Annotated in this window: 16 protein-coding genes; 11 read left to right on the top strand and 5 right to left on the bottom strand. The window is 71.9% G+C overall.

Annotated elements, in window-relative coordinates; translation table 11 throughout:
- Window positions 1–11: 11 nt before the first annotated feature.
- On the bottom strand, window positions 12–3,056 hold the full coding sequence (locus tag ACQP1K_RS09250; RefSeq protein WP_433500452.1) for an endo-1,4-beta-xylanase: 3,045 nt from the start codon (window positions 3,054–3,056) through the stop codon (window positions 12–14).
- A gap of 60 nt (window positions 3,057–3,116) precedes the next feature.
- Complete coding sequence (locus ACQP1K_RS09245; RefSeq protein ID WP_433500451.1) at window positions 3,117–4,511, bottom strand: glycoside hydrolase family 5 protein; 1,395 nt, start codon at window positions 4,509–4,511, stop codon at window positions 3,117–3,119.
- 202 nt (window positions 4,512–4,713) lie between these two features.
- Between ACQP1K_RS09245 and ACQP1K_RS09240 the strand changes: the two genes are divergently transcribed.
- From ACQP1K_RS09240 to ACQP1K_RS09220, 5 genes are all read left to right on the top strand, one after another.
- Window positions 4,714–5,724 (top strand): LacI family DNA-binding transcriptional regulator, encoded by a 1,011-nt coding sequence (locus ACQP1K_RS09240; protein ID WP_433500450.1) that lies wholly within the window; start codon window positions 4,714–4,716, stop codon window positions 5,722–5,724.
- 55 nt (window positions 5,725–5,779) lie between these two features.
- Complete coding sequence (locus ACQP1K_RS09235) at window positions 5,780–7,780, top strand: alpha/beta fold hydrolase (RefSeq protein WP_433500449.1); 2,001 nt, start codon at window positions 5,780–5,782, stop codon at window positions 7,778–7,780.
- 214 nt (window positions 7,781–7,994) lie between these two features.
- A complete protein-coding gene (locus ACQP1K_RS09230) occupies window positions 7,995–8,561 on the top strand; it encodes a copper resistance CopC family protein (RefSeq protein ID WP_433500448.1) in 567 nt (188 codons plus the stop codon).
- A complete protein-coding gene (locus ACQP1K_RS09225) occupies window positions 8,558–9,640 on the top strand; it encodes a copper resistance D family protein (RefSeq protein WP_433500447.1) in 1,083 nt (360 codons plus the stop codon). Before ACQP1K_RS09230 ends, ACQP1K_RS09225 begins: the two co-directional genes overlap by 4 nt.
- Window positions 9,641–9,942: 302 nt before the next feature.
- Window positions 9,943–11,310: a HAMP domain-containing sensor histidine kinase gene (locus ACQP1K_RS09220; RefSeq protein ID WP_433500446.1), complete on the top strand. Its 1,368-nt coding sequence runs from the start codon at window positions 9,943–9,945 to the stop codon at window positions 11,308–11,310.
- A gap of 25 nt (window positions 11,311–11,335) precedes the next feature.
- On the opposite strand, the gene ACQP1K_RS09215 is transcribed toward ACQP1K_RS09220, so the two are convergent.
- Complete coding sequence (locus ACQP1K_RS09215) at window positions 11,336–12,583, bottom strand: hypothetical protein (protein WP_433500445.1); 1,248 nt, start codon at window positions 12,581–12,583, stop codon at window positions 11,336–11,338.
- Window positions 12,584–12,714: 131 nt separating this feature from the next.
- Here ACQP1K_RS09215 and ACQP1K_RS09210 point away from each other — a divergent pair, with 131 nt between their 5' ends.
- From ACQP1K_RS09210 to ACQP1K_RS09200, 3 genes are all read left to right on the top strand, one after another.
- Window positions 12,715–15,303 carry an alpha/beta fold hydrolase gene (locus ACQP1K_RS09210; protein WP_433500444.1) on the top strand — a complete coding sequence of 863 codons (2,589 nt, stop codon included), beginning with the start codon at window positions 12,715–12,717 and terminating at the stop codon, window positions 15,301–15,303.
- On the top strand, window positions 15,300–16,178 hold the full coding sequence (locus tag ACQP1K_RS09205) for an ABC transporter permease (protein ID WP_433500443.1): 879 nt from the start codon (window positions 15,300–15,302) through the stop codon (window positions 16,176–16,178). The genes ACQP1K_RS09210 and ACQP1K_RS09205 overlap by 4 nt, the downstream gene beginning before the upstream one ends.
- A 172-nt stretch (window positions 16,179–16,350) precedes the next feature.
- Window positions 16,351–17,223: an isocitrate lyase/PEP mutase family protein gene (locus tag ACQP1K_RS09200; RefSeq protein WP_433500442.1), complete on the top strand. Its 873-nt coding sequence runs from the start codon at window positions 16,351–16,353 to the stop codon at window positions 17,221–17,223.
- Window positions 17,224–17,336: 113 nt separating this feature from the next.
- Here the strand turns inward: ACQP1K_RS09200 and ACQP1K_RS09195 are convergent, their stop codons facing one another.
- A complete protein-coding gene (locus ACQP1K_RS09195; RefSeq protein ID WP_162492446.1) occupies window positions 17,337–17,504 on the bottom strand; it encodes a hypothetical protein in 168 nt (55 codons plus the stop codon).
- Window positions 17,505–17,653: 149 nt separating this feature from the next.
- Between ACQP1K_RS09195 and ACQP1K_RS09190 the strand changes: the two genes are divergently transcribed.
- Complete coding sequence (locus tag ACQP1K_RS09190; RefSeq protein ID WP_433500441.1) at window positions 17,654–19,762, top strand: ATP-binding protein; 2,109 nt, start codon at window positions 17,654–17,656, stop codon at window positions 19,760–19,762.
- A 52-nt stretch (window positions 19,763–19,814) separates the two neighbouring features.
- Here ACQP1K_RS09190 and ACQP1K_RS09185 read toward each other — a convergent pair whose 3' ends face one another.
- A complete protein-coding gene (locus ACQP1K_RS09185; RefSeq protein ID WP_433500440.1) occupies window positions 19,815–20,783 on the bottom strand; it encodes a 4-epi-cubebol synthase in 969 nt (322 codons plus the stop codon).
- Between the two features lie 247 nt (window positions 20,784–21,030).
- Here ACQP1K_RS09185 and ACQP1K_RS09180 point away from each other — a divergent pair, with 247 nt between their 5' ends.
- Both ACQP1K_RS09180 and ACQP1K_RS09175 read left to right on the top strand, forming a co-directional pair.
- A complete protein-coding gene (locus ACQP1K_RS09180) occupies window positions 21,031–21,936 on the top strand; it encodes a proteasome assembly chaperone family protein (RefSeq protein ID WP_433500439.1) in 906 nt (301 codons plus the stop codon).
- A 1-nt stretch (window position 21,937) separates the two neighbouring features.
- A complete protein-coding gene (locus ACQP1K_RS09175; RefSeq protein ID WP_433500438.1) occupies window positions 21,938–22,999 on the top strand; it encodes a Gfo/Idh/MocA family oxidoreductase in 1,062 nt (353 codons plus the stop codon).
- The last annotated feature ends 215 nt before the right edge of the window (window positions 23,000–23,214 follow it).

Raw genomic sequence — 23,214 nt, 5'->3', positions numbered from 1 at the left:
CGGCCCCCGGCTCACGGCAGCACGCCGCTGAGCCGGAGCACCCCCCAGTGGCTGGTGTCGAGGTAGCTGCGGCCGGTGGCGTCGTTCCAGGTGACCGCGCTCGTGCGGGCGGCGCCGGTGGCGTCGTTCACCTGCACGTCGAAGCCGAGCAGGCCGCCGACGCCGAGCTTGACCGTGGGCAGCTTGATCGCGGCCTCGACCACGTATCCGCCGGGGACGGTCCTGGCGGCCGCCGTCACGTTGTCCTTGACCCCGGCGGCGTCGAAGGTGCCGCCGACGGTCACCCGGCCGGAGAAGCTCACCCGATACTGGCCGTCCTCGTCGCCGTACCCCTTGGTCTTGCCGTTCTCGGGATCCACGAAGATCTCCACCGAGTCCTGCGCCCACGGGTCGGGCGACTCCTCGCTCAGCGTGGGGTCGGTCACCCGGGCCAGGACGTACAGGGTGTCCTTGCCCCACATCGCGCGCACCCGCGCGGTGGCGCCCGACGTGCCCTGGATCCAGGTCCGGGTCGTGATCTCCGGGGCCGGCGCCCACGCCAGGTCCATCTTCCCGTCGACGACGGGGGTGGCGCCGGGCAGGGGCAGGACGCGCGGGGCGGTGGCGACCTTGACCGCGGGCGTGAACGTCAGCTGCCCGGTCCAGGAGATGTCCGTGCCCCCCTTGACGTCGCGCACGGTCACCTCGAGGCCGGTGGCCGTGCCCGAGGGCAGCAGCGCCTCGACGCGGTAGCCGCCGCCGCCGATGGGCAGCGCCGCGGCGGTGAAGCCCCGCTCGTGTGCGCCGTTCCGCTTCACCGTGTACGCCGTGCCGCCCACGGTGAAGGTGACGCGATCGTCCCGGTCGTGCGTGGCGTCCCGCACCTCGGCCATGACGTACAGCCCGGCCTTGGCCGAGCGGGCCTGGAAGCCGGCGGAGACGCCGCCCACCCTGGCGATCGGCGCGTCGGGCAGCAGGTCCCACTCGAGATCGCGGCGGCCGTCCACCCGCGGCGTGCCGGCCGGGGCGTCCAGCTCGCGCACCAGGGGCGGCAGCTTTGCGGGGTCGACGATGCCCCAGTAGGCGGGCTTGGCCTGCAGCTCGACGTCGAACGGCAGCGGCGCGTTCAGCCGGGTGATCGGGAAGGTCGACAGCCAGGTGGCGTCGTCGGCCAGACCCCAGAGGGTGACCGAGCCGATCTGCTCCCGGTGCCGGCGGAAGACGTCGAACAGCTCCTTGTACCGGTGGCCCTGCTCCGCGATGACCTCGTCGGGCACCTCGTCGTAGGAGGAGACGAAGTCGGTGTAGACGCTGACGTCGAGTTCGGTGATGTGCTGGTCGAGCCCGAGCCCGGCGAACTTCTCGATCGTGTCCTCGACGCTGGACGCGGGCGGATGCTCGATGTTCAGGTGGAGCTGGTGGCCGACGCCGTCGATCGGCACGCCCTCGCGCCTCAGCTTCTTCACCAGGTCGTACAGCGCCTGCCGCTTGCGCGGGAACTCGGTGTTGTAGTCGTTGATGAACAGCTCGGCGGCCGGATCGGTCTCGCGGGCGACGCGGAAGGCGGTCCTGATGAAGTCGAGGCCGGTGATCTCGTACCACTTCGACCGGCGCAGGCCGTCCGGCTGGTTCTCGTCGATCACCTCGTTGACCACGTCCCAGGCCGCGATCTTCCCCTTGTACCGGCCGACGAGGGTCTTCACGTGGTTCTCCAGCCGCCGCAGCAGCAGCGCCTTGTCCGCCGGGGAGGCGGTGAGATCCCGGTCGCCGTCCTTGAACACCCAGTCGGGCGTCTGGCTGTGCCAGGCGAGCGTGTGGCCGCGGAACTTCAGGCCGTGTTCGACGGCGTAGTCCACCAGGTGGTCGCCCTCGGCCAGGGTGAACTCGCCCTCGCTCGGCTCGGTCGCGTCCCACTTGAGCGCGTTGCCCGGGGTGATCCCGCTGTAGTGCTTGAGCAGCAGCCGGCTGTGCTCGCCGATGGTCTGCGGGCGCTCGACCGCCGCTCCCATCGTGAACGGCACCGCGTCCTTGAGCGAGGGGATGTCGGTCTCGATCGGCCTCGGCTCGACGTACGACAGCGTGAAGTCGTCGAGGTAGAACGGGAAGGTGCCGGTCTCCGACTCCACGTAGACGCTGAGGAAGTCCACGTCGTGGGCGAGCGTGTAGGAGCCCCTGAGCTCCACCCACTCCCCGGCCGGGACCGCGGCGGGCGCGGCCACCCGCTCATAGGACGGCGTGCCGTCCGTCCGCCGTTCGACCGACAGTCCCAGCCTGCTGCCCGCGTCCGCGCCCGGCCCGAGCCGCACCCAGGCGCTCAGCGTGTACTTCGAGCCCTTCGCCATCTTTCCGAGCACGCTGATCGCCGGGCCGTCCCAGAAGTCCGACCGGTCGGTCACGGCGAGGCTGTACGAGCCCCCGTGCGCCACGTCCGTGGTCGTGGCGAGCGACGCGGAGGCGCGCGGCGACCAGCCCTGCGCTGTGCCGCTCTCGAAGTCGGTCGAGAGCCCCGAGCGCGACGGGTCGCTGTCGGAGGTGACGACGATGTCGTCGAGGTAGAACCGCGTGGCCGCGTCCGAGCTCTCCGCGTAGAGCTGCAGGCCCGTCGAGTCCGCGCTGAAGGTGTACGTCCCCGACAGCTCGACCCAGCCGGCGTCGGTGACCGTACCGGCGGCGACCCGTTCGTAGGTCGTGTCACCGCCGTCGGGAGTGCGCTGCACGGTCAGCGCGATCGTGGCGCTGGGCTCCCCGCTCACCAGCCGGGCGAAGGCGGTCACCGAGTAGGCGACCCCCTTCTCGAAGGGCGGGGTGATGGACGCGCCATGCCAGGTGGCGGTCCGTCCGGAGGTGAGCAGGGAGCCGGTCCCCGAGTGGGCGGCGTCGGAGGTCACGGTGACCGTGACCCCGTCGCCACGCGGCCCCCACCCCTGGGTGGTGCCGTCCTCGAAGTCGTACTTCGCGATCTGCGTCGCCGCCTGTGCCGACACCGCCTGTGCCGTCGCCTGCCCGGCCGGAAGCAGGACCACGGAAAGACACAGGGACATCAGCAGGCTCAGCAGGGCCGCCGCGGGTTTGCGCATGGGGTCTCCTCGGGGGGACAGGAGAAGGGGGTGGGCTTGGGCGGGAGGACCCGGTCCGGGTCAGGGTCTGCTGTCGCCGCTCCGGGCTCCGCCCAGGTCGGCGGACAGCAGGTCGATCAGCGGCTCGCGCCGGGCGCAGCCGGCCAGGGCGAAGGAGTCGGCCAGCGCGACCAGCTCGTCGTCGCCGAGGCCGCGGAACAGCTCGGCGTACTCGGGCACCAGCGCCTGCGACATGAGGATGTGGCGGACGAGGTCGTCCACCTGGTAACGGGCGCCCCACGGGTAGGGCTCCCAGCGCGGGAACTCGGTCTCGATCAGACGGTGCAGCGGCGCGAGCTCCTCCGCCGACTCCTCCATCGTGGAGCCCCACCGGTCCGCGCCGAGCCGCCGCTTCTTGGCGATGAACGGCCCGAACCGGTCCATGTACGGCCCGGCCGCGCAGACCAGGCCCTGCAGCCCGACGTCCTTGTAGGTCCACAGGGACCACCCGGCGTCGTGGGCGTCGTAGATCTCCAGCTGGTCGCGGAGGATCTGGTACCGCTGCGCGTCGATGCCGGGATCGCCCGGGTAGACCGGGCCGAACTCGCCCACCCAGATCGGCGTGCCGGTCTCCCGCTGGAACGTGGTCCGCCGCTCGAACGTCCGCTCCAGCTCGGCGCGGTCGCACCACTCCCCGCGCGTGTACCCGGGGTACTGCCCGCCGTGGGCGAACCCGGCCAGCGCGTAGTCGTGGCAGACGAACACGGTGTTCTCGTACACCTCGCGGAACACCGAGAAGTCGGTCGAGTAGGTGTTGCCGTCGAGGAACAGCACATGGCCGGGGTCGACCGCGCGCAGCGCCTTGACCAGACGGTCGTAGAAGGGGCCGACCACCTGCCCGCTCGGGTCGCCCGGCTCGTTGATCGGGTTGTAGCCGGCCACCCAGGGGTTGTCCCGGTAGCGGTCGGCCACCGCCTCCCACAGGTGCACCGCCCGGTCCTGGAAGTGCCGGTGCCGCCAGAAGGAGGCCACGTGGGTGGGGTTGTCTGAGTGCCAGTGCTGGTTCTGCGACCCGGGGAGCGCGTGGAGGTCGATGACACTGTAGACGCCGCGCTCGCCCAGCAGGCCGATGACCCGGTCCAGGTGGCGGAAGCCGTGGTCGATGATCTCCATCGGCCGGTCGTCGGACTCCAGGTGCCGGTAGTTGACGGGGATCCTGACGCAGTTGACGCCGACGTCCCGCAGGAGGTCGGCGTCGTCCTCCGTGAAGAACGACGTCAGCAGCCGCTCGAAGAACAGTTCATAGCGTTCCTCGCCGAGCACCTCCCGGACTGCCGTCCGCATCGTCGTCTCGTTCGCGGGATAACCGGTGATGAAGTTCTCCATGTTGAGCCAGCCCCCGAGACCGACTCCGCGCAGCCGTACCGGACTGCCCCCCTCGTCCACCAGCCGGGGTCCGGAGACACGCAGCGTCATCAGAACTCCTTCGTCGCGCCGAACCGTCGCCGGGGCCTGGTCCCCGTGGACGATCCGTGACCCCCAACCTAGCTGAAAGTTTCGGCATACATCCGAATATTTCGAGACCCGGAGGATAGAGAGAAGCCGGGTGGGGCGTCAAGAGCACCAAGGGTGACCCCCCGCGATTGCGACCCGAAACTTTCGGTTATCCTGTATTTCCATGGCAGGGAAAAGGCGGGTGACGATCGCCCTGATCGCCGAGGAGGCGGGGGTCTCCGTCCCAACGGTGTCCAAAGTGATCAATGGCCGACCCGAGGTGGCCCCCGAGACTCGTCAGCGGGTCGAGCGGCTCCTCCACAAGCACGGTTACCAGCGCAGGACCGGCCAGGGCGATGGTCCGGTCGGGCTGCTCGACCTGGTCTTCTCGGAGATCGAGAGTCCCTGGGCGATGGAGCTCGTACGCGGAGCCGAGTCCGCGGCGCACGAGGCTGCGGCCAGCGTCGTGATCTCCGTGCTGCACACGCACGCCGGGCCGGGACGCGACTGGCTGGAGCGGATCGCCGCGCGGCGCACCGATGGGGTGATACTCGTCACCTCCCGGCTGTCCGTACGGCAGCAGGGACAGCTCAGCGCCAGATCGATCCCGTTCGTCGTGGTCGACCCGGAGGGAGAGCCGCCGCCGGGGGTCGCCTCGGTGGGCGCGACGAACTGGCACGGGGGCCTGGCCGCCACCCGGCACCTCCTCGATCTCGGCCACACCCGCATCGGCATGATCGGCGGACCGCCCGACATGCTGTGCAGCCGGGCCAGGATCGACGGCTACCGGGCCGCTCTGGAGACCGCCGGGGTCGCCATCGACCCCGAGCTGATCAAGCACGGCGACTTCCTGGTCAACTCGGGTCACGATTACGGGCACGCGCTGCTCTCGCTCGACGAGCCGCCCACGGCGATCTTCGCGGGCAGCGACATGCAGGCGTTCGGCGTGTTCGAGGCGGCGCGCCAGCGCGGCCTGCGGGTGCCCGAGGACCTCAGTGTGGTCGGCTTCGACGACCTGCCGCTGTCGAGCTCGGCCTGGCCGCCGCTGACCACCGTGCGGCAGCCGCTCCAGGAGATGGCGGCCCTCGCCGCGCGCATGGTGCTCGCGATGGGCCGGGGTGAGAGCGCGGAGGCCCGCCGGGTCGAGCTCGCCACCGACCTGGTGATCCGCGAGAGCACCGCACGGCCTCGTTGATATTCGCGCTAAGGTTTCTGCGGATATCGCCGGGTTCGCGGGACAGGAATGACGGTTGCGGAGTTGGCATGGGGCGGCCGTCACGGCCTTGGTGACGACCCTGGTGACGGCCTTCGTACTGACCTTCCTCGGTGTCTCCGCGTCGGCCCTGGCCGTCGACGCAGAGGCGATCGAGGCACAGGCCTTCGAGACACGGGCCATCGAAGCGCGGGCCGCCGAAACATCGGCCGCCGAGGCAGAGGTCGTCGACACGCGGGCCGCGGACGCACCGGCCACGATCGAGGAGCGGCCCTGCCCGGTCGCGATGCCGCCGGGCACGACCTGCGGATTCCTCCTCGTCCCCGAGCGGCGTGACGTGCCGAACAGCAGGACGATCAAGGTCGGCTTCGCCGTCCGCCGCACCACGACCGCCGCCGCCGGCGACGCGGGGATTCCCGTCGTCTTCACCGGGGGCGGCCCCGGATCTCCGTCGTTTCTGCTCACCGGCACCCTCGCCGGCATGTTCCCCGGCCGCGACGTGGTGGTGATCGAGCAGCGTGGCGGCCGTCACTCCGAGCCGAGGCTGCGCTGCCCGCGACTCGGCCGGGGCGTCCTGGCAGCGCTGGCGGCGCCCGAGAGCCCGCGCGAAGCGGGCGGGACCGCGGGCGGCGGCGCCGCGCAGACTCTCCCCGGGATCGTCCAGGACGCGGACGCCTGCATGGGCCGGCTCCAGCGTGAGGGGGTCGACCTGCGCGGCTACCGCGGCGCCGAGATCGCCGCCGATGTCGTGGACCTGCGCCGGGCACTGGGCTACCAGCGGTGGAACCTGTTCGGCGTCGGCTACTCCACCCGCCCGATGCTCCGGGCGGCCGCGCTGGACCCCGACGGCACCCGGGCGGTGGTGCTCGACTCCTTCCTGCCCGCCGAGGCGAACCGGTACGACGAGGCCGCCGCCGACCTGGCCTCGGCCATCACCGAGCTGGGCGACACCGCGCGCTTCGACGCGATGGTGGCCCGGCTGAACGCCGCCCCCGCCGTCCTCGACACCCGTGACCCGGTCACCCGTGAGCGGATCTCCTTACGGCTGTCCGGCGACGACATGGCGACGCTGGTCGCCGAGGCGCTGCAGGACGGTGATCTCGTCCCGATCGTCCCCGCGCTGATCGACGGCCTGGCGGACGGCCGCACCGGGCTGCTCCAGCCGCTGATGGACCGGATGGGCGAGAGGCTGACCGGCCGCGATTGGGGGCTCTACTACGCGGTCCAGTGCCAGGACGAGGCTCCGTCCGACGCGGCCGCGGGCGCCACCGGTCCCCGGCTGTCCACGGTCGTGGCCGACGCCGCCGTCTGCGGGTCCTGGCGGCTGCCTCCCTCACGGACCGGCTGGGCGGTGCGGGACGCGAGCACGCTCCCCGCGCCGACCCTCGTCGTACGCGGACGGCTCGACCCCACCACGTCCGCCGAGTCCATCCGCCGGGCCGTCGGCGAGCTGCCCGGGGGCCGCCTCACGGAGTTCGCCGGGGTCGGCCACGCCGTGTTCCTGTCCGGTGACTGCGGACGCCGTACGATCACCGCGTTCCTCGACCATCCCGAGGCGGCCGGCGCGGCGCCCTGCGATCCGGAACGGGCGCCCCATGCCCTGGTCAGGCCGGGAGACGTGCTGCTGACCCCGGCGGCCTACCAGGCGAGCATCACACCCGCGCTGCTCGCGCCGGGTGCCGCGTTCGCGATCGTGGCGATCGTGCAGCTGCTCGCCGGGCTGGTGTCCCTGGTCCGGAGGTCCGTGGGCGCGGGCCGCCGGCGCGGCGGCACGCCGCCCGTGCTGTCGGTGCTCGCCGGGCTGGCCGGGGTGGCGTTCGCCGGGCTGTCCGCGCTCAGCCTGACCGGCCTCACCGACTCGGCCATGCTCGCCGTCGGAGTGCCACCGGTGATCGCGTGGTGCGGCCTGCTCGTCGTCGTGGCCACCGTGCTGTCCGGCGTCGAGGCATTCCGGCTGAACGCCCAGGCCGTACGGATCGTCCCGGTCATGGCCGGACTGGCGTGCCTCGCCTGGTTCTACGGCTGGCTGCTCGCCTGAAAATCCCCCGTCCCTCCCCCGAAATTTTCGAAAACCACGATCACGCGGTCGAGCGTAGCGGATCGTCGGGCGACGGACGTACGCCGGACGGTCCGGGCGCCCCCTCCCGCCCCCGTGATCCGGCAGTGTCGTCCCCCACGCGGAGGGTGTCCGGCCGGTCGTGATCAATGGGAGCATGGCTTGGCAAAACCCCGCCCAATGGGAGGCAAGGCAGGTGTTCCAAATCAGGCGGACGGCTGTACGCGCGCTGGTGGTCCCGCTTGCGGCGTGCGCGGCCCTGTTGCTGCTCGTGGCACCGGCGCGAGCGCACAACGTGCTGACCGGCAGCGATCCCAAGGACGGCGCGACGCTCGCGGCGATGCCCGGCAGGGTGACGTTCACCTTCGATCAGCCCGTGCGCCCCGACTTCGCCAGGATCGCCGTCACCGGCCCCGACGGCGCCCGCTACGAGCAGGGTGAAGTGGGCGTGAAGGGCAACACCGTCTTCATCGGCGTACGGTCCCCCGCGCCGCCGGGCGCCTACTCCATCGGCTACCGCATCGTGTCGAACGACGGGCATCCCGTCACCGGCACCGTCAACGTCACCGTGACCGGCGACGGCTCCGCGGCGGCTGCGCCCCCGCCGACGGCACCCGCGGACGAGGCCCCGCCGTCCGCCCCCGTCTCGACGACCGGCGGCGGAGCCTGGGTATGGGTGTTGCTGGTCGCGACCGCCGCACTGCTCGCGCTGTGCACCCTCGTGCTGGTCCGCCACGACCGCCGGCAGCGGAGCGCGGCATGACCGAGACGACGGTGCGGCCCACGCCCCCGGATCCCACACCGCCGCACGGCGCACCGCCGGACAGCGCCCCGCCGGACAGCGGGCGACCTGCCGGTCGGCCGCGGCTCTCGATCGCCGCCCTCGTCACGGGCGGCCTGCTCGCCGCCGTGGTCGCCACGTGGGCGACGCTGCCGGGACGTGCCGTCGGCATCCCCATGCCGAGCCTGACCGTCGACTACGGCCTGCCGATCGCCCGGCTGGCCCTCGACCTGGCCGCGACGGCGACCCTCGGCCTCAGCCTGCTGCCCAAACTGCTCGGCTTCGGCGACCCCGCACGGACGGAGCCGGTGGCCACGCGCGCCCGCCACTGGGCCGTGCTCGCCTCGCTCGTCTGGTGCGCCGCCGCGCTGGTGTCCACCGTGCTGAGCGCCGCCGAGCTGACCCCCGGTCAGACGCCCGACATCGCGACCTATGTCGCCCGCATCCCCGCCGGCCGAGGCCTGATCGTCAGCGCGTCCTGCGCCCTGCTCAGCGCGGCCGTCGGCATGCTCGCCGTACGGTTCGGGGAGAAGGTCCCGGCCGAACTGCGGGTGCTGATCGCCGGGTTCGGGCTGCTGCCGCTCCCGGTCACCGGCCACGCCTCGAACTGGTACTGGCACGACCTCAGCATGGTCTCCATGGAGCTGCACGTCATCGGGGCGGCGTCCTGGACGGGCGGCCTGGTCGCGCTCGCCGTACTGCTGGCCCGCCGGCGCGAGCTCCTCGCGGCCACGCTGCCGCGATTCTCCCGGCTCGCCACCTACGCGCTCATCGTCGTCGGCCTGTCCGGGATCTTCAACGGAGTGGTGGAGCTGCTGCTCACGCCCGGCGAGAGCTTCCCGGGGTCGCTGCTGACCAGCCGGTACGGCTGGCTGATCGTGGCCAAGACCGTCCTCACCGGGGTGATCGCATTGCTCGGGGCGAACATCCGGTGGCGTCTCATGCCGGTGATCGAGCGCGGCTCCGTCACCGCTTTCGCCGGCTGGGCGACGTTCGAGCTGACCATCATGGGCCTCGCGTACGGCGTCGCCGTGGCGATCACCAGAGCACCCGTGGCGTGACGGACCGGATCGAAAACGCCCCGCTACGCAACACTCGTCCCACTCTGCACGCCATTCCCGTGAGCATGGCATTTGGCAAAAGAACGTAATAAATGTTCCAGCTTTTGCTATAGATCAGACCGTACTATCCCCACACGGTTTGGAGATGGGAGGACATTAAGTAATATTTAATCCACTTGCCTCCTATATGGGACAACGGGGGATCTACCTTGAAGGTCAGAGGGGCGCGTCTGCCACGCCCGCGCTCCATCAGGGGCCGCTTCACGCTCACCGCTGGATTGGCCGCTTTGATCATATTCGCGGTGATCGGTGCCGGCGCCGATTTCGTGATCCGCAAGACGGTCGAGGCGCACGTATTCAACGCGACGCAGCGGGCGGCCGTCGATTGGATCGCGTCGATGCGGCCGGGCCTGATCCCGGAGCCCGCCGAGACATCGCCGGAAGACCCGTCCGGTCAGGTCCATTTCCTTCAGCTCGTGGACTCACACGGGCGAGTGGCCGCGGCAAGCCCGTCCGCTGCCGGCATGCCGGCGCTCAGCACGGCCCGTCCCTCCGCCCACGATCCGATCCAGTACCTGAAGGCGTGCTCCACACCGGGCGGGTGCGTGCTGCTCACCGCCATCCGGCCCGATCCCACCCTGCTCTGGGGCGGCGAACCCCACTACGTCTACGCCGGGGTGGAGGAGCCGCCCCTCCTCGCCGGGCACCGCCTGGGGGCCGCGACCCTCGCCCTGGTCCTGCTCGCGTCCGCGGTCTCCGCCTGGACCATGTGGCAGGTGGTGGGCCGGACACTGCGGCCGGTGGCCGCCATTCGCGAGAAGGTCTCCGAGGCCACGGTGGGCGATGCGAGCCTGCGGCTGCCCGAGCCGCCCGGCGACGACGAGATCGCCCGGCTCGCCCGCGCGAGCAACCGGTTTCTCGACCAGCTGGAGAAGCTCATGACCGACCAGCGGCGGTTCGCCTCCATGGTCTCCCACGAGCTACGCTCCCCCGCCGCCGCGCTGCGCGCGCAGATCGAGGAGGCCCTCCTCTACCCCGGCGAGGTGGACCCGCACGAGGCCCTGCGTGGCGCCCTGCGCTCGACCGAGCGCTTTCAGCGGATCATCGACGAGCTGCTGACCTACACCCGGGTCAAGCGGGCGGTCGCGTCGGCCCCCGAGCCCGTCGACCTCACCGCGCTGGTGCGGGCCGAGCTCGGCACACGGCCGCCGCGCGGGAAGCCGGTGCGGCTGCACGCCGCCACAGAGCGGCTGACCGTGCTCGGCACCCGGCTGCATCTGCTGGGCGTCCTGAGCAACCTGCTGGCCAACGCGCAGCGGCACGCCCACTCCCAGGTCGAAGTCACCGTCGTGCGCGACGGCGGTCAAGCCGTGCTGATCGTCCAGGACGACGGCGACGGCATCGCGGCCGAGGACCGCGAGCGGGTCTTCGAGCCCTTCGTCCGCCTGGCCGACGGCCGGCGGCGCGACCCCGGCGGCAGCGGGCTCGGCCTCGCCATCTCCCGCGAGGCCGCCACCACCCACGGCGGCTCGCTGACGGTCGAGGATTCGCCGCGTGGGGCGCGCTTCGTGCTCCGCCTGCCGCTCATGGACGCGGCGGCGAACCCGCACTCCGGGCGGGTGCAGGTGAACGGCGACGCCGGGGCGCGGCCGCAGCCGGCGCGGGCCTGACCCCAGCGTGCGCGGCCTCGCGCGCTCAGGCCCCGGCGGCCGGGGTCACGGCCTCCCGGTCCACGGCCTCCGCGGGCGGAGAATCCGGTGTCGCCGCCGGGTCGCCCGCGATGAGGTGGTGCCTGCCCGCGAACCACTCGGCCGCCAGCCAGGCGACGGCCAGCGCGGCGAGGGCGATCGGCCACGAGCCCGCGGCGTACGGCGGCGCCTGCAGGGAGGACTGCACGGCCAGGCCGCCGTACAGGCCGCCCGTGACGAGCACGGCGCCGAGCAGCGGCCGCAGGTACGGCACCCGCACGAGGAACGCCAGATCGACGCAGAGCCCGCCGAGCAACAGGAAGAACGGCACGGCCGACGCCGGGAAGTCCGCCCCGACGAGCAGCGGCCAGATCAGGCAGCGGTATCCGACGTAGGCGGCCGCCACGGCCGTACCCGTCCAGCGCCGCCCGACCATGAGGCGGGCGAAGACCAGCACGATCATGCCGAACACGGCGGCGTAGACCGGGTAGACCCAGTCGGGAATCGGCAGGGAGAACTTGACGACCATGGTGCGGTCGACCGCCCGGCCCATCTGCTGGGCGGCGAACTCGAGCAGGCTGGGCTCGGCGTACGGCTCACCCCGGTCCCAGGAGGCGATCTCGAGCACGCCGTACTCCTGCTGCTGCTGCGCGAAATGCACGTTCTCGAAGAAGAACACGAACAGGCCGGCCAGCACGAGCGTGCGGCGGCGCGCCGTGACCCCGGCCCGCCGCCCGGCGCCGACGTACCATCCCCGGATCACCCCGGCGAGCATCAGCGCGGTCCCGATGTAGAGCAGCGCGTGTGAGGGGCTCCAGGCCGTGATGTCGAGCCCGTTCACACGGTGGTTGATCAGGTCGAGCGGAACGGCGATGAGGAAGATCCCGGTGCCCCACACGATCAGGCGGGACGCCGTACGATCCACCCCGTAGCCGGTGTACCAGTGCACCAGTGCCAGGGCGACCGCGATGGCCGTGCCCGCGCTGTTGAGCAGGTGCGGCGGAGCCAGGTCGTCGCGCAGCCACTTGAAGTGCCACGACACGTCCCAGCTCGCTCCGAGGACCTTCAGCAGGAACGCCGCCAGCCAGCCGGCGTAGAGGACCCGGAACAGGTCGGCCGGGGTCTCCCGGCCCGCCTCCCCGCGGGTCCAGTAGGGGCGTGCCCATGCGAGAACGCCGAGCACCAACGCGCGTACGGCCTGGCCCCACCCGCGCACCCGCGCGGCGACCTGCCTGAACATCGTTCCTGTTGCCACGCCCGAAATGATGCCGCTCCCGCGACTGACCACGCAATCAGGGACTTCCCCGAGGCATCATCACGATTCGGCACGCTCCGCCGCGATCCGGCGCCGACGCCACCCGGTGTTCTGGCCAGTAGCATCGCCGCATGAGACTTCCGAGTGGGCGACGAGCCCTGGCGGCGGTGGTCGCGCTGGTCCTCGCCGTGGCCGGCGCGCTCGCCTGGGCGCTGTGGCCGTCTTCGCCGCCCGCCAGGGGCCAGGACATCGCGATCCCCGTCGTGGACGGTCCGGCCGACGACCAGCGGGTGATCCTCGACGCCACCTTCTTCCCGCCGGCCTCCGGTGGGAAGGCCCCGGCCGTTCTGCTCGCCCACGGGTTCGGCGGAAGCAAGGAGGACATGCGCTCGTCGGCCGCCCAACTGGCCGAGCGCGGCTACGCGGTGCTGACCTGGTCGGCCCGCGGGTTCGGCCGCTCCACCGGGCAGATCGCGCTCAACTCCCCCGACTACGAGGTCAAGGACGTACGCGGGCTCGTCGACTGGCTCGCCGAGCGGCCCGAGGTGCGCCTCGACGCCGCCGGCGACCCCCGCGTCGGCATCGCGGGCGGTTCGTACGGCGGGGCCATCGCGCTGATGACCGCCGCCTACGACGGCCGGGTCGACGCGATCGTCCCGCAGATCACCTGGCACGACCTGGCCGACGCGCTGTTTCCCGACGCCACCGGCGGGGGGCCGATGAACGGCGTGTTCAAGAAGATGTGGGCCGGGATCTTCTTCGGCTCCGGCGCCGGCCGGCTCGCCTCCGGCGGCGGCCTCCCGGAGATCGCGACCGGGCGCACCGGTCTGGCGGGCGACGGCGATGGGATGCGGGTGCCGACGGCCGAGCAGGTGCGGTGCGGGCGGTTCCTCCCGGAGATCTGTGAGATGTACCAGGAGGTGGCCGAGAGCGGGCGCGCCACGCAGGCCGCCGTCGATCTCCTGCGCCGCTCCAGCCCGATCTCCGTGCCGGGGAAGATCAAGATTCCCACGCTGCTGATCCAGGGGCAGCGCGACTCGCTGTTCCCCCTCTCACACGCCGACGCCAACGCGCGGGCTATCGCGGCCACCGGAGCCCCGGTGGAGGTGGCCTGGCTGAGCGGCGGGCACGACGGCGGCGACGGCGAGCCCGACTGGGTCCTGGACCGTACGGCGGCATGGTTCGACCGCTGGCTCAAGGAACAGGAGGAACCGGCGAGCGCGGCCGGGGCCTTCACCGTCTCCAGGGACGGCGGACGCGATCCGGGGACGCGGCAGCGGGTGCTGGTGCACGCGACGGCCGACCGCTATCCCGGCCTGTCCGGCGCGGAGCCGGCCACGGTCACGATCTCGGGCCCCGACCAGCCGGTCGCCAATCCGCCGGGCGGGTCGCCCCCGTCGATCTCGTCGCTGCCGGGCTTCGGCGGCCTGCTGGGCGGCGGCTCGGGCGGCTTGGGCGGCGGCGCCTCGGTGGCGCTGGACATGCCGGGCCAGGCCGCCGCCTTCGAGTCGGCGCCGCTGCCCGCTCCCCTGCAGGTAACCGGAAACCCGACGGTTCGGATCAAGGTGTACGGCACGGGCGAGGCGACGCTGTTCGCCAAGCTCTACGACTCCTCCGACGGAGCGCTCACCGTGCTCCCGTCCGGCCTGGTCGCGCCGCTGCGGGTGACCGCCACCGAGGCGGGCACCCCGGTCACGGTCACGCTGCCGGCCATCGACAGGCTGTTCGACGCCGGGCACCGGCTGCGGGTGGTCGTCTCGACCACCGACCTGGCGTACGCGACGCCGGACGCTCCAGCCGTACACCGGATCGGCCTGGACTCGCCCGACCTCACCCTGCCCCGGGACACGGCGCTGACCACCCCGCTGACCGGCCCCGCGTGGTGGACCTGGGCGCTGCCGCTCGCCGCCGTCGCGGTCGCCGTCGCGCTGCTGCTCGCCGGCCGGATCCGGACGCGGGACGACCGCCGGGACGACCTCGCCGACGTGCCGCTCGTGATCAGCGGCCTGGGCAAGCGCTACAGCGGCGGCGAGAAGGCCGTGGACGACCTGTCCTTCCGGGTGGAGAAGGGGCAGGTGCTCGGCCTGCTCGGACCCAACGGCGCGGGCAAGACCACCACGATGCGGATGATGATGGGGCTGATCGTCCCCGACGCGGGCGAGATCAGGATCTTCGGCGATCGGGTGGTGCCCGGCGCTCCCGTGCTCTCGCGGCTGGGATCGTTCGTGGAGGGACCGGGTTTCCTGCCGCATCTGTCCGGCCGGGCCAATCTCGATCTCTACTGGCGGGCCACCGGCCGGCCGGCGCAGGACGCCCACCTGGAGGAGGCGCTGGAGATCGCCGGTCTCGGCGCCGCCCTCGACCGCGCGGTCCGCACCTACTCCCAGGGCATGCGGCAGCGGCTGGCCATCGCCCAGGCCATGCTCGGCCTGCCGGACCTGCTCGTGCTCGACGAGCCGGCCAACGGCCTCGACCCGCCGCAGATCGCCGAGATGCGCAAGGTGCTCAAGGCGTACGCCGAGCGCGGGCGCACCGTCATCGTCTCCAGCCATCTGCTGGCGGAGGTCGAGCAGACCTGCAGCCACGTGGTGGTCATGCACCGCGGCCGGCTGGTCTCCACCGGGCCGGTGGGCGAACTGCTCGGCTCGGCCGAATCGGCCAACGGCTCCGGCCCCCGGCTGGAGGACGTCTTCCTCGACCTGATCGGAGAGAGCCGATGAGCACGGTCTCGCAGGAGTCCCCGAGCCGGGACCTCGGGCAGGCCCGCGGCTACGCTCCCGGGCGTACGCTGCCGCTGCGGGTGGAGATCCTGCGCCAGTTCAAGCGGCGCCGGACGCTGGTGATGTTCGGCCTGCTGCTGGCGCTGCCGTGGATCCTCGTCGTGGCGTTCCAGTTCGGTCCGCAGCGCGGCGGCCAGGACTCGCTGCGGCTGTCGGACCTCGCCACCCAGGGCGGGCTCAACTTCGCCGCCTTCGCGCTGTCGGTGTCGGCGAACTTCCTGCTGGTCGTCGCCGTGGCGATGTTCTGCGGCGACACCGTCGCGAGCGAGGCGAGCTGGTCGTCGCTGCGCTACCTGCTGGCCGCGCCCGTGCCCCGGAGCAGGCTGCTGCGGCAGAAGCTGATCGTGGCGCTGGGCTACTCGGCGGCCGCCGTGACCGTGCTCCCGCTGATGGCGCTGCTGGCCGGCACGCTGGCCTTCGGCTGGAACGACATCCGGGTGCCCGGCACGGGTGAGCTGATCCCGGCCGTCGACGTGCTGCCGAAGTTCGCCGTCGTCATCGGATACGCCCTCGTCAGCCAGCTCGTGGTCGCGTCGCTGGCCTTCCTTCTGTCGGTCTCCACCGACTCGCCGCTCGGCGCGGTCGGCGGGGCCGTGGGCCTGGTGATCGTGAGCAGCATCCTCCAGGCGGTGGAGGCCCTCGGCCCGCTGCGCGAGTTCCTGCCCACGTTCTGGAACACCGCCTGGCTCGACGCGCTCGCCCCGGAGCCCGACTACGGCGGGATGATCAAGGGAGTGGCGGTCTCCGTGACGTACTCGGTGATCCTGATCGCCCTCGCGTTCCGCCACTTCCGCACCAAGGACATCGTCTCCTAGGACATCGGTCACGTGATGTCACCGGTGTCCGGCGGCTCCGGTCGTCGCCGATCCTTTCTCTGGTTAGGGTCGATGCGACCCGGCGGCCGTCCAGACGGCCCGTCGTGGACGTGACGGAATCGAGTAGAGGTTCACGTGGGAGGGCACCGGCATGCCGACGGTGAGAAAATCGATGACCCTGGACCCCGCCGACCAGCGCGGCCGCGCGGAGACGTTCGCCTCGCTGCACGAGGGGCCCGCGTTCGTGATTCCCAACCCGTGGGACGCCGGCACCGCGCGGCTGTTCACCCGGATGGGATTCCCCGCCCTGGCCACCACCAGCGGCGGCCTCGCCCTCGCCCTCGGCCGGGTGGACGGCGCCAACCAGGTCACCCGTGAGGAGACGCTGGCCAACATCCGCGCGATCGCCTCGGCCACGCATCTGCCGGTCGCGGCCGACCTGGAGAGCGGCTTCGGGCCCGACCCGGGGGACGTGGCCGACACCATCCGCCTCGCGGCCGAGGCCGGCGCCGTCGGCGGCTCGATCGAAGACGCCACCGGAGACCCGTCCCGGCCCATCGCCGGGCTGGACGAGGCGGTGCGCCGGGTGGAGGCGGCGGTGGCGGCCGCGCGGGCGCTGCCGTTCCGCTTCACGCTCACCGCACGTGCGGAGAACTTCCTGTACGGACGGCCCGACCTGGACGACACGATCACCCGGCTGAAGGCGTACGAGGCGGCCGGGGCCGACGTGCTCTACGCCCCGGGCCTGCCCGACCTCGAGGCGGTCCGTACGGTCTGCGGCGCGGTCGGCAAACCGGTCAACGTGCTCGCCGGCGGTTCGGACGGGGTGACCGTCGCCGGGCTCGCCGCCGCGGGCGCCCGCCGCGTCAGCCTCGGGTCGGCCCTGGCGCGTGCCGCGCTCAGCGCCGCCTTCGCCGCGGCACAGGAGATCGCGGAGCACGGCACATTCGCCTTCTCCCGTGGGATGCTCACCTACGCGGAGATGAACGCCCTGGGAGCCGGATCGGGAGAACCACCGTCAGCGGGCGGATCGCCGCCGGCCTGACCGGCCCTTACTCGGTCGGTGGAGACGGCGGCTCCCGAATGAGGGCCGCCGTGACCGGCGTTCGTCCGTCGTCACGCGGGGGCCGATCTCGAACCGGGAGTGCCCGACACCCCCTAGCCCCAGTGGGGTGGGCGTTCTTCCAGGTAACGGGCGTCGTCGGAGTCGGAGTGCCACTCGCCCCAGCCGAGGTCGGTGTCGTCGCTCGTCTGGTCGGGCAACACCGGCAGTCCCTCATCGAAGAGATCCACCGGACGCATGTCATCCGGATGCTGCACAGTCACGTCCCCATGATATCGGCTGGTATCGGTCACCTCCGTCCGCCGGGGGGAAGAATCATCACCGGCAGATCCGGGCGTGTGCCGACGGCCGAAGGTACGATGCGGATGCAGACGGCACGCCCGGACGACCCCCGACGACCCCGTGAGGCGGCATGGCTACGCCAGCAGGATGGCGGCAAGAGGGCAACCTGCCCGTGGAGCTCACCAGTTTCGTGGGCCGTACGCGGCTTCTCGCTTCGCTGCGGCGGCGGTTGCAGCAGTCCCGTCTGGTGACGGTCACGGGCATCGGCGGAGTGGGCAAGTCACGTACGGCCCTGCGCATCGCCCACCAGGTGCGCAGGCAGTTCCGCGACGGCGTCTGGTACGCCGACCTGGCCCGGCTGCAGGACCCCGGGATGGTCTACCACACGATCACCACCTCGCTCGGCATCGCCGACCAGTCCGCCAGGGAGGGACAGGACACGCTGGTCGAGTGGCTGTCCGACCGGGAGATCCTGCTCGTCCTGGACGCCTGTGAGCACCTCGTCGACGCCGTCGCCGCCCTCACCCACAGGCTCCTCGACGTCGCGCCCGACCTGCGGATCCTCGCCACCAGCCGCCGCTCGCTCAACGCGCAGGGCGAGTACACGCTCGCGGTCCCGCCGCTCACCGTCCCCGGTGACGACCCGTCGGAGAATCCGTACACGAACGAGGCGGTCGCGCTGTTCGCCGCGCGGGCCGGCGCCGTGGTGCCCGACTTCGCGGTGGACGAGAGCAACATCACCGCCGTCTCCGAACTGTGCCGCCGCCTGGACGGGATCCCGCTCGCCATCGAGCTCGCCGCCGTGCGCCTGCGCACCCTGTCGGTCGAGCAGATCCTCACCCTGCTCACCGACCGGTTCAGCCTGCTCGCCGGCGCGAGCCGTACGGCGCTGCCGCGCCATCAGACGCTGCGCGCCGCGATCGGGTGGAGCCACGAGCTGTGCGAACCGGCCGAGCGGCTGCTGTGGGCCCGGCTGTCGGTGTTCGCCGGCGACTTCGAGCTGGAGGCGGCCCGCTCCGTCTGCTCCGACGAGTCGCTCCCCGCCGAGCGCATCCTCGACGTGATCACGGAGCTGGTCGACAAGTCGGTGCTGCTGAGCTTCCCGACCCCGGCCGGCCAGCGTTACCGGCTGATCGACACCCTCCGGCAGTACGGCGGGGAGTGGCTGGACAAGCTCGGCGAGACGGCCGAGCGGCGCCGCCGCCATCGGGACTACTACCTGCAGCTCGCCGAGCGCGGCGAGCACTCCTGGTCGGGACCGCGGCAGGTGCACTGGTTCACCCGCATGCGGCAGGAGCACGACAACATCCGGGTGGCCCTCCAATACTGCCTGTCGGTCCGGGGCGAGGAGGGCGTCGGCCTCGAACTGCTGTCGTCCCTCTGGTACCTCTGGGTCGCCTGCGGCTTCGCCCGGCAGGGCGTGCACTATCTGGAGCGCGCGCTCGACGCGGCGCCCGAGCCGAGCAGGCGGCGGTGCAAGGCCCTGTGGGTGCTGTCCTACATCCGCAGCGCGCAGGGCGACATGGCCGGGGCGCTCGAGGCCGCCGAGCGGTGCAGCACCGAGGCGGTGCGGGCGGGCGACTCGGTCGCTGTCCTGCTGGCGACCAAGATGCAGGGCACAGCGGCCATGCTGCAGGGTGACACGCAGAAGGCCACCGCCCTGCTCGGCGTCGCCATCGAGTTCCACCGGGGCGGCCGCGAGCTCAACCCCGGCCTGCTCCCGGCGATCGTGGAGCTGTCCGCCGTGCTGCTGACCCAGGGCGAGTTCGCCGAGGCCGAGACGCTGCTGCTGGACTGCCTGAACCTGTGCCAGGAGCGGGGCGAGCTGTGGCTGCGCTCCTACGCCTGGTACGTCATGGCGATGGTGCAGCGCGCCACGGGACGCCAGGACGAGTCGCTGGTGAGCTGCAAGGAGTCGCTGCGCATCAAACGCCACTTCCACGACGTGCTCGGCGTCGTGCTGTGCGTGGACGCGCTGGCCGGGCTCAACCTCGACATGGGCGCCGCCGGGCGCACCGCGATGCTGCTCGGCGCGGCCCAGGCCAACTGGCGCACGTTCGGCCTCCCGCAGTTCGGCTCGCCGTTCTTCACCTCCGAGCACGAGCAGTGTGTCAAGGAGTGCAAGAAGCAGATCGGCGACGCCGCCTACGACGAGGCGTACGCCCTGGGGGCGCGGCTCAGCCTCGGCGACCTCATCGAGTACGCGCTGGACGACTTCGGCGACTTCGAACAGGAGTGACCGTCGCCGGTCGGGTCAGGCCGGGCCGCGCCCGGGGAACGGATCGCGCCGGTCAGGCGCCGGTCAGCGCGGCGGTGTAGCGCGAGCTGGTCAGCGAGTAGTCGACGCTGCCGCTGATCCAGTACTGCAACCCGCGTACGTAGGCGGAGACGGCCGGTGAGCGCAGCGACGCGGTGGCCGGTTGCAGTGCCACCATCTCGACGATGGCCCGGTCGCGCATCACTCCGATCCGGTCCATCGCCTCCTGCACCGAGCAGCCCGTGTGGGTGACCAGCACGGTCACCAGGTTGTTGCGGCCGTTGACCGCACCGCGCTCCTTGGCGTAGGAGATGAGGTCGTTGTCCCACACGACCACGTCGTTGGCGTGCTGGGTCATCAGGCGCACCGCGGGGTGGCGCCACTCGTCCCAGGTGAGGCAGACCTCCGCGGTCAGGTCGATCATCGCGAAGACGGTGAGCATCGCCCCGGTCCTGCGGCGCATGAAGACGTAGTCGGCGAACGTGGGGATGACGTCGTCCTCCCGGTTCGCCGCCTCCCAGACCTGGGCGAACAGGTAGTCTCTCGTCGCCGTGCGCCAGCGGTCGAGCTGGTCGGCCGTGCCGTACGCGGTGATCCGGGCCTTGATGTCGAGCAGCGCGCGGGCGAAGACGTCGTCGACCGCCTCCGTGCCGGTGAGGTCGTCGATGACCTCGAAGAGTCGCGGGAGCGCCCGGGCGATCTCTGCGGCCCTCCGGTCGGACTCGCAGTAGACGTCGTCGAAGGCGAACAGCCACACGCACCAGTCGGTGACCACCTGGCACAGCGCCCGAGCCGCGTAGGGGTAGGTGCGGGCGCCCAGCCATCCGTATCCGGCCGACCGGAAGCGCTCCAGCTGTTCGCCGTCGGCGATCATCCCGGAGGCCGCCAGCCAGCTCATCGTGTCCCGGTCGATCTCGTCGACGTGAGGGTTCACATCGCCGGGGAAGGGACAGGTGAGCTCGGGGAGACGGAAGGCCTGCGTGATGTTGGAAGTCGTCGGCATCAGCCCAGCATGACCAGCGTGCAGGACGAAGACCAGACTGTCCTACATTACGGAAAGTTTCGGTCCCGTCAACTTTATGCCCGAAATTACGGATGTGTCGATCCGTGTCCGGAAGATCGGACCATCCCGGCGTCGGCGGAGTGCCCATGACCGTCGTCCACAGGGCGGACCCACGAGTCCGCGCGGGAATCCGTACTGTGCTGCACTAGGTTCAACAGGTAAAGGACCCTTGAGAAAGGCTGGAGACGTGTTCGACCCCGCGGATCTCTACCGGCTCGACGGGAGCCTCCCCGAGCTGACCGATCCGGTGCTGCTATACCACTTCGAGGGGTTCGTGGACGCCGGCGCCACGGGCCGGTTGGCAATCGGACACCTCCTCGCCGAGTTGGAGCATCGGGTCATAGCCAGGTTCGACGTGGACCGGCTGCTCGACTACCGGTCCCGGCGACCGGTGATGATCTTCGACACCGACCGCTGGACCGACTACGAGACGCCGGAACTGGCCGTCCACCTCGTGCGCGACACCACCGGCACGCCGTTCCTGGTGATGTCCGGGCCGGAGCCGGATCGCGAGTGGGAGCTGTTCACCGACGCCGTCGCGACACTCGTCACCCGGCTGGGCGTGAGCAGGCTGGTGAGCGTGCACGGCATCCCCATGGGCGTGCCGCACACCCGTCCGCTCGGTCACACCGCGCACGCGAGCCGCCCCGAGCTCATGACCGGCCGGCCCAGCCCCTTCGGCAGGGTGCAGGTGCCCGGGAGCATCGCGGCGCTCATCGAGTTCCGGCTGGGCGCCAAGGGCCACGACGCGGTGGGCTTCGCCGTACACGTGCCGCACTATCTGGCCCAGGCGGAATATCCTCAGGCCGCCGTGGCGGCGCTGGAGGCGATCACCGGCAGCACCGGCCTGGTGTTCCCCATGGAGACCCTCCGGGAGGCCGCCGCGAGGACCGATGGCGAGATCGCCGAGCAGATCAGCGCCTCGGCCGAGCTGTCGGGCGCGATCCAGGGCCTGGAGCAGCAGTACGACGCCTTCCAGTCGGGCTCCGAGCGGGACAGCCTCCTCGCGGAGAGCATGCCGATGCCGACCGGCGACGAGCTGGCCGCCCAGTTCGAGGCGTTCCTCGCCGAGCGCGACGAACGGGACGGCTGAGGTGATCGCTGGAGCGCCCGACATCCGGGTCGGCCTGGCCGGCTACGGCACCGGGGGCGCGTTCTTCCACGCGCCCCTGATCGCCGCCGTCCCCGGGCTGCGGCTGACGGCCGTGGTCACCCGCGACCCCGCCAGGGCCGAGCGGGTACGGCACGAGCACCCCGGCGCCGAGGTCGTCGGGGCGGCCGACCGGCTGTGGGACCGGTGCGACCTCGTGGTGATCGCCACGCCGAACCGCACCCACGTGCCGCTGGCCATCGAGGCGCTCAAGGCCGGTCTGCCCGTCGTGGTGGACAAACCGCTGGCCGGCACCGCGGCCGAGGCCCGGGATCTCCTGCGGCTCGCGCGCGATCGCGGCCTGATGCTCGCGGTCTACCAGAACCGGCGCTGGGACGGAGACTTCCTGACGGTCCGCCGCCTGCTGCCCGAGCTCGGAGACGTGCACCGCTTCGAGTCGCGGTTCGAGCGGTGGCGGCCGGTGCCCAAAGGCGGCTGGCGGGAATCGGGCGGCCCGGAGGAGATCGCCGGGATCCTCTACGACCTCGGCAGCCACCTCGTCGATCAGGCCGTCCAGCTCTTCGGTCCCGTCTCCCATGTGTACGCGGAGGCCGACGCGCGGCGGACCGGCGTGCTGGCCGACGACGACGCCTTCATCGCGCTGACGCATACCTCCGGCACGCGGTCGCACCTGTGGATGAGCGCGCTCGCCGGTCGGCTCGGCCCCCGGTTCCGGGTGCTCGGATCGAGGGCGGCCTACGTCAAGTGGGGCCTCGACCCCCAGGAGGAGCGGCTGCGCGCGGGTGAGCGTCCGGCCGAGGGCTGGGGGACCGAGCCCGCCGAGCGGTGGGGGACGCTCGGCGTCGACGGCGACGACCGTCCGGTGCCCACCGAGCCGGGGGCATACCAGCGGTTCTACGAGGGCGTCGTGGCCTGCCTCCGGGACGGCGCGCCGCCGCCCGTCCCGGTGGAGAGCGTCGTCGAGACCCTCGCCGTCCTGGAGGCCGCCAGGCTGTCGGCCGCCACCGGCACGGTCATCGCCATCCCAGCGGAGAAGGCCGACTAGAGCATCGGTCACGTGATGTCACCGGTGTCCGGCGGCTTCGGTCGCTGCGCCGGGAGAAAGTGTCGGTCCCTGATCGGCTCCGGTCGCTGCGCCGGGAGGAAGCTCCTGTCCGCTGCGAAACCCGCCGGCCGCGGGTTCCGCGCGCGGTCCTCGCTCCCTCCCGCTCCGCTCTCTACCACTCCGGCCGACGATCACTAGAGGATTCCCGGGCCGAA

This window comes from Sphaerimonospora sp. CA-214678 (genome assembly GCF_050942215.1).
Lineage (GTDB): Bacteria > Actinomycetota > Actinomycetes > Streptosporangiales > Streptosporangiaceae > Sphaerimonospora.
Note: the sequence above shows the minus strand (reverse complement) of the source record. Positions and strands in the feature narration are given on the sequence as shown.

Bases quoted from the DNA above. Each gene is read 5' to 3' on its own strand.
- ACQP1K_RS09250 (WP_433500452.1), bottom strand. From the start codon at position 3,056: ATGCGCAAACCCGCGGCGGCCCTGCTGAGCCTGCTGATGTCCCTGTGT.
- ACQP1K_RS09245 (WP_433500451.1), bottom strand. From the start codon at position 4,511: ATGACGCTGCGTGTCTCCGGACCCCGGCTGGTGGACGAGGGGGGCAGT.
- ACQP1K_RS09240 (WP_433500450.1), top strand. From the start codon at position 4,714: ATGGCAGGGAAAAGGCGGGTGACGATCGCCCTGATCGCCGAGGAGGCG.
- ACQP1K_RS09225 (WP_433500447.1), top strand. From the start codon at position 8,558: ATGACCGAGACGACGGTGCGGCCCACGCCCCCGGATCCCACACCGCCG.
- ACQP1K_RS09210 (WP_433500444.1), top strand. From the start codon at position 12,715: ATGAGACTTCCGAGTGGGCGACGAGCCCTGGCGGCGGTGGTCGCGCTG.
- ACQP1K_RS09205 (WP_433500443.1), top strand. From the start codon at position 15,300: ATGAGCACGGTCTCGCAGGAGTCCCCGAGCCGGGACCTCGGGCAGGCC.
- ACQP1K_RS09200 (WP_433500442.1), top strand. From the start codon at position 16,351: ATGACCCTGGACCCCGCCGACCAGCGCGGCCGCGCGGAGACGTTCGCC.
- ACQP1K_RS09190 (WP_433500441.1), top strand. From the start codon at position 17,654: ATGGCTACGCCAGCAGGATGGCGGCAAGAGGGCAACCTGCCCGTGGAG.
- ACQP1K_RS09185 (WP_433500440.1), bottom strand. From the start codon at position 20,783: ATGCCGACGACTTCCAACATCACGCAGGCCTTCCGTCTCCCCGAGCTC.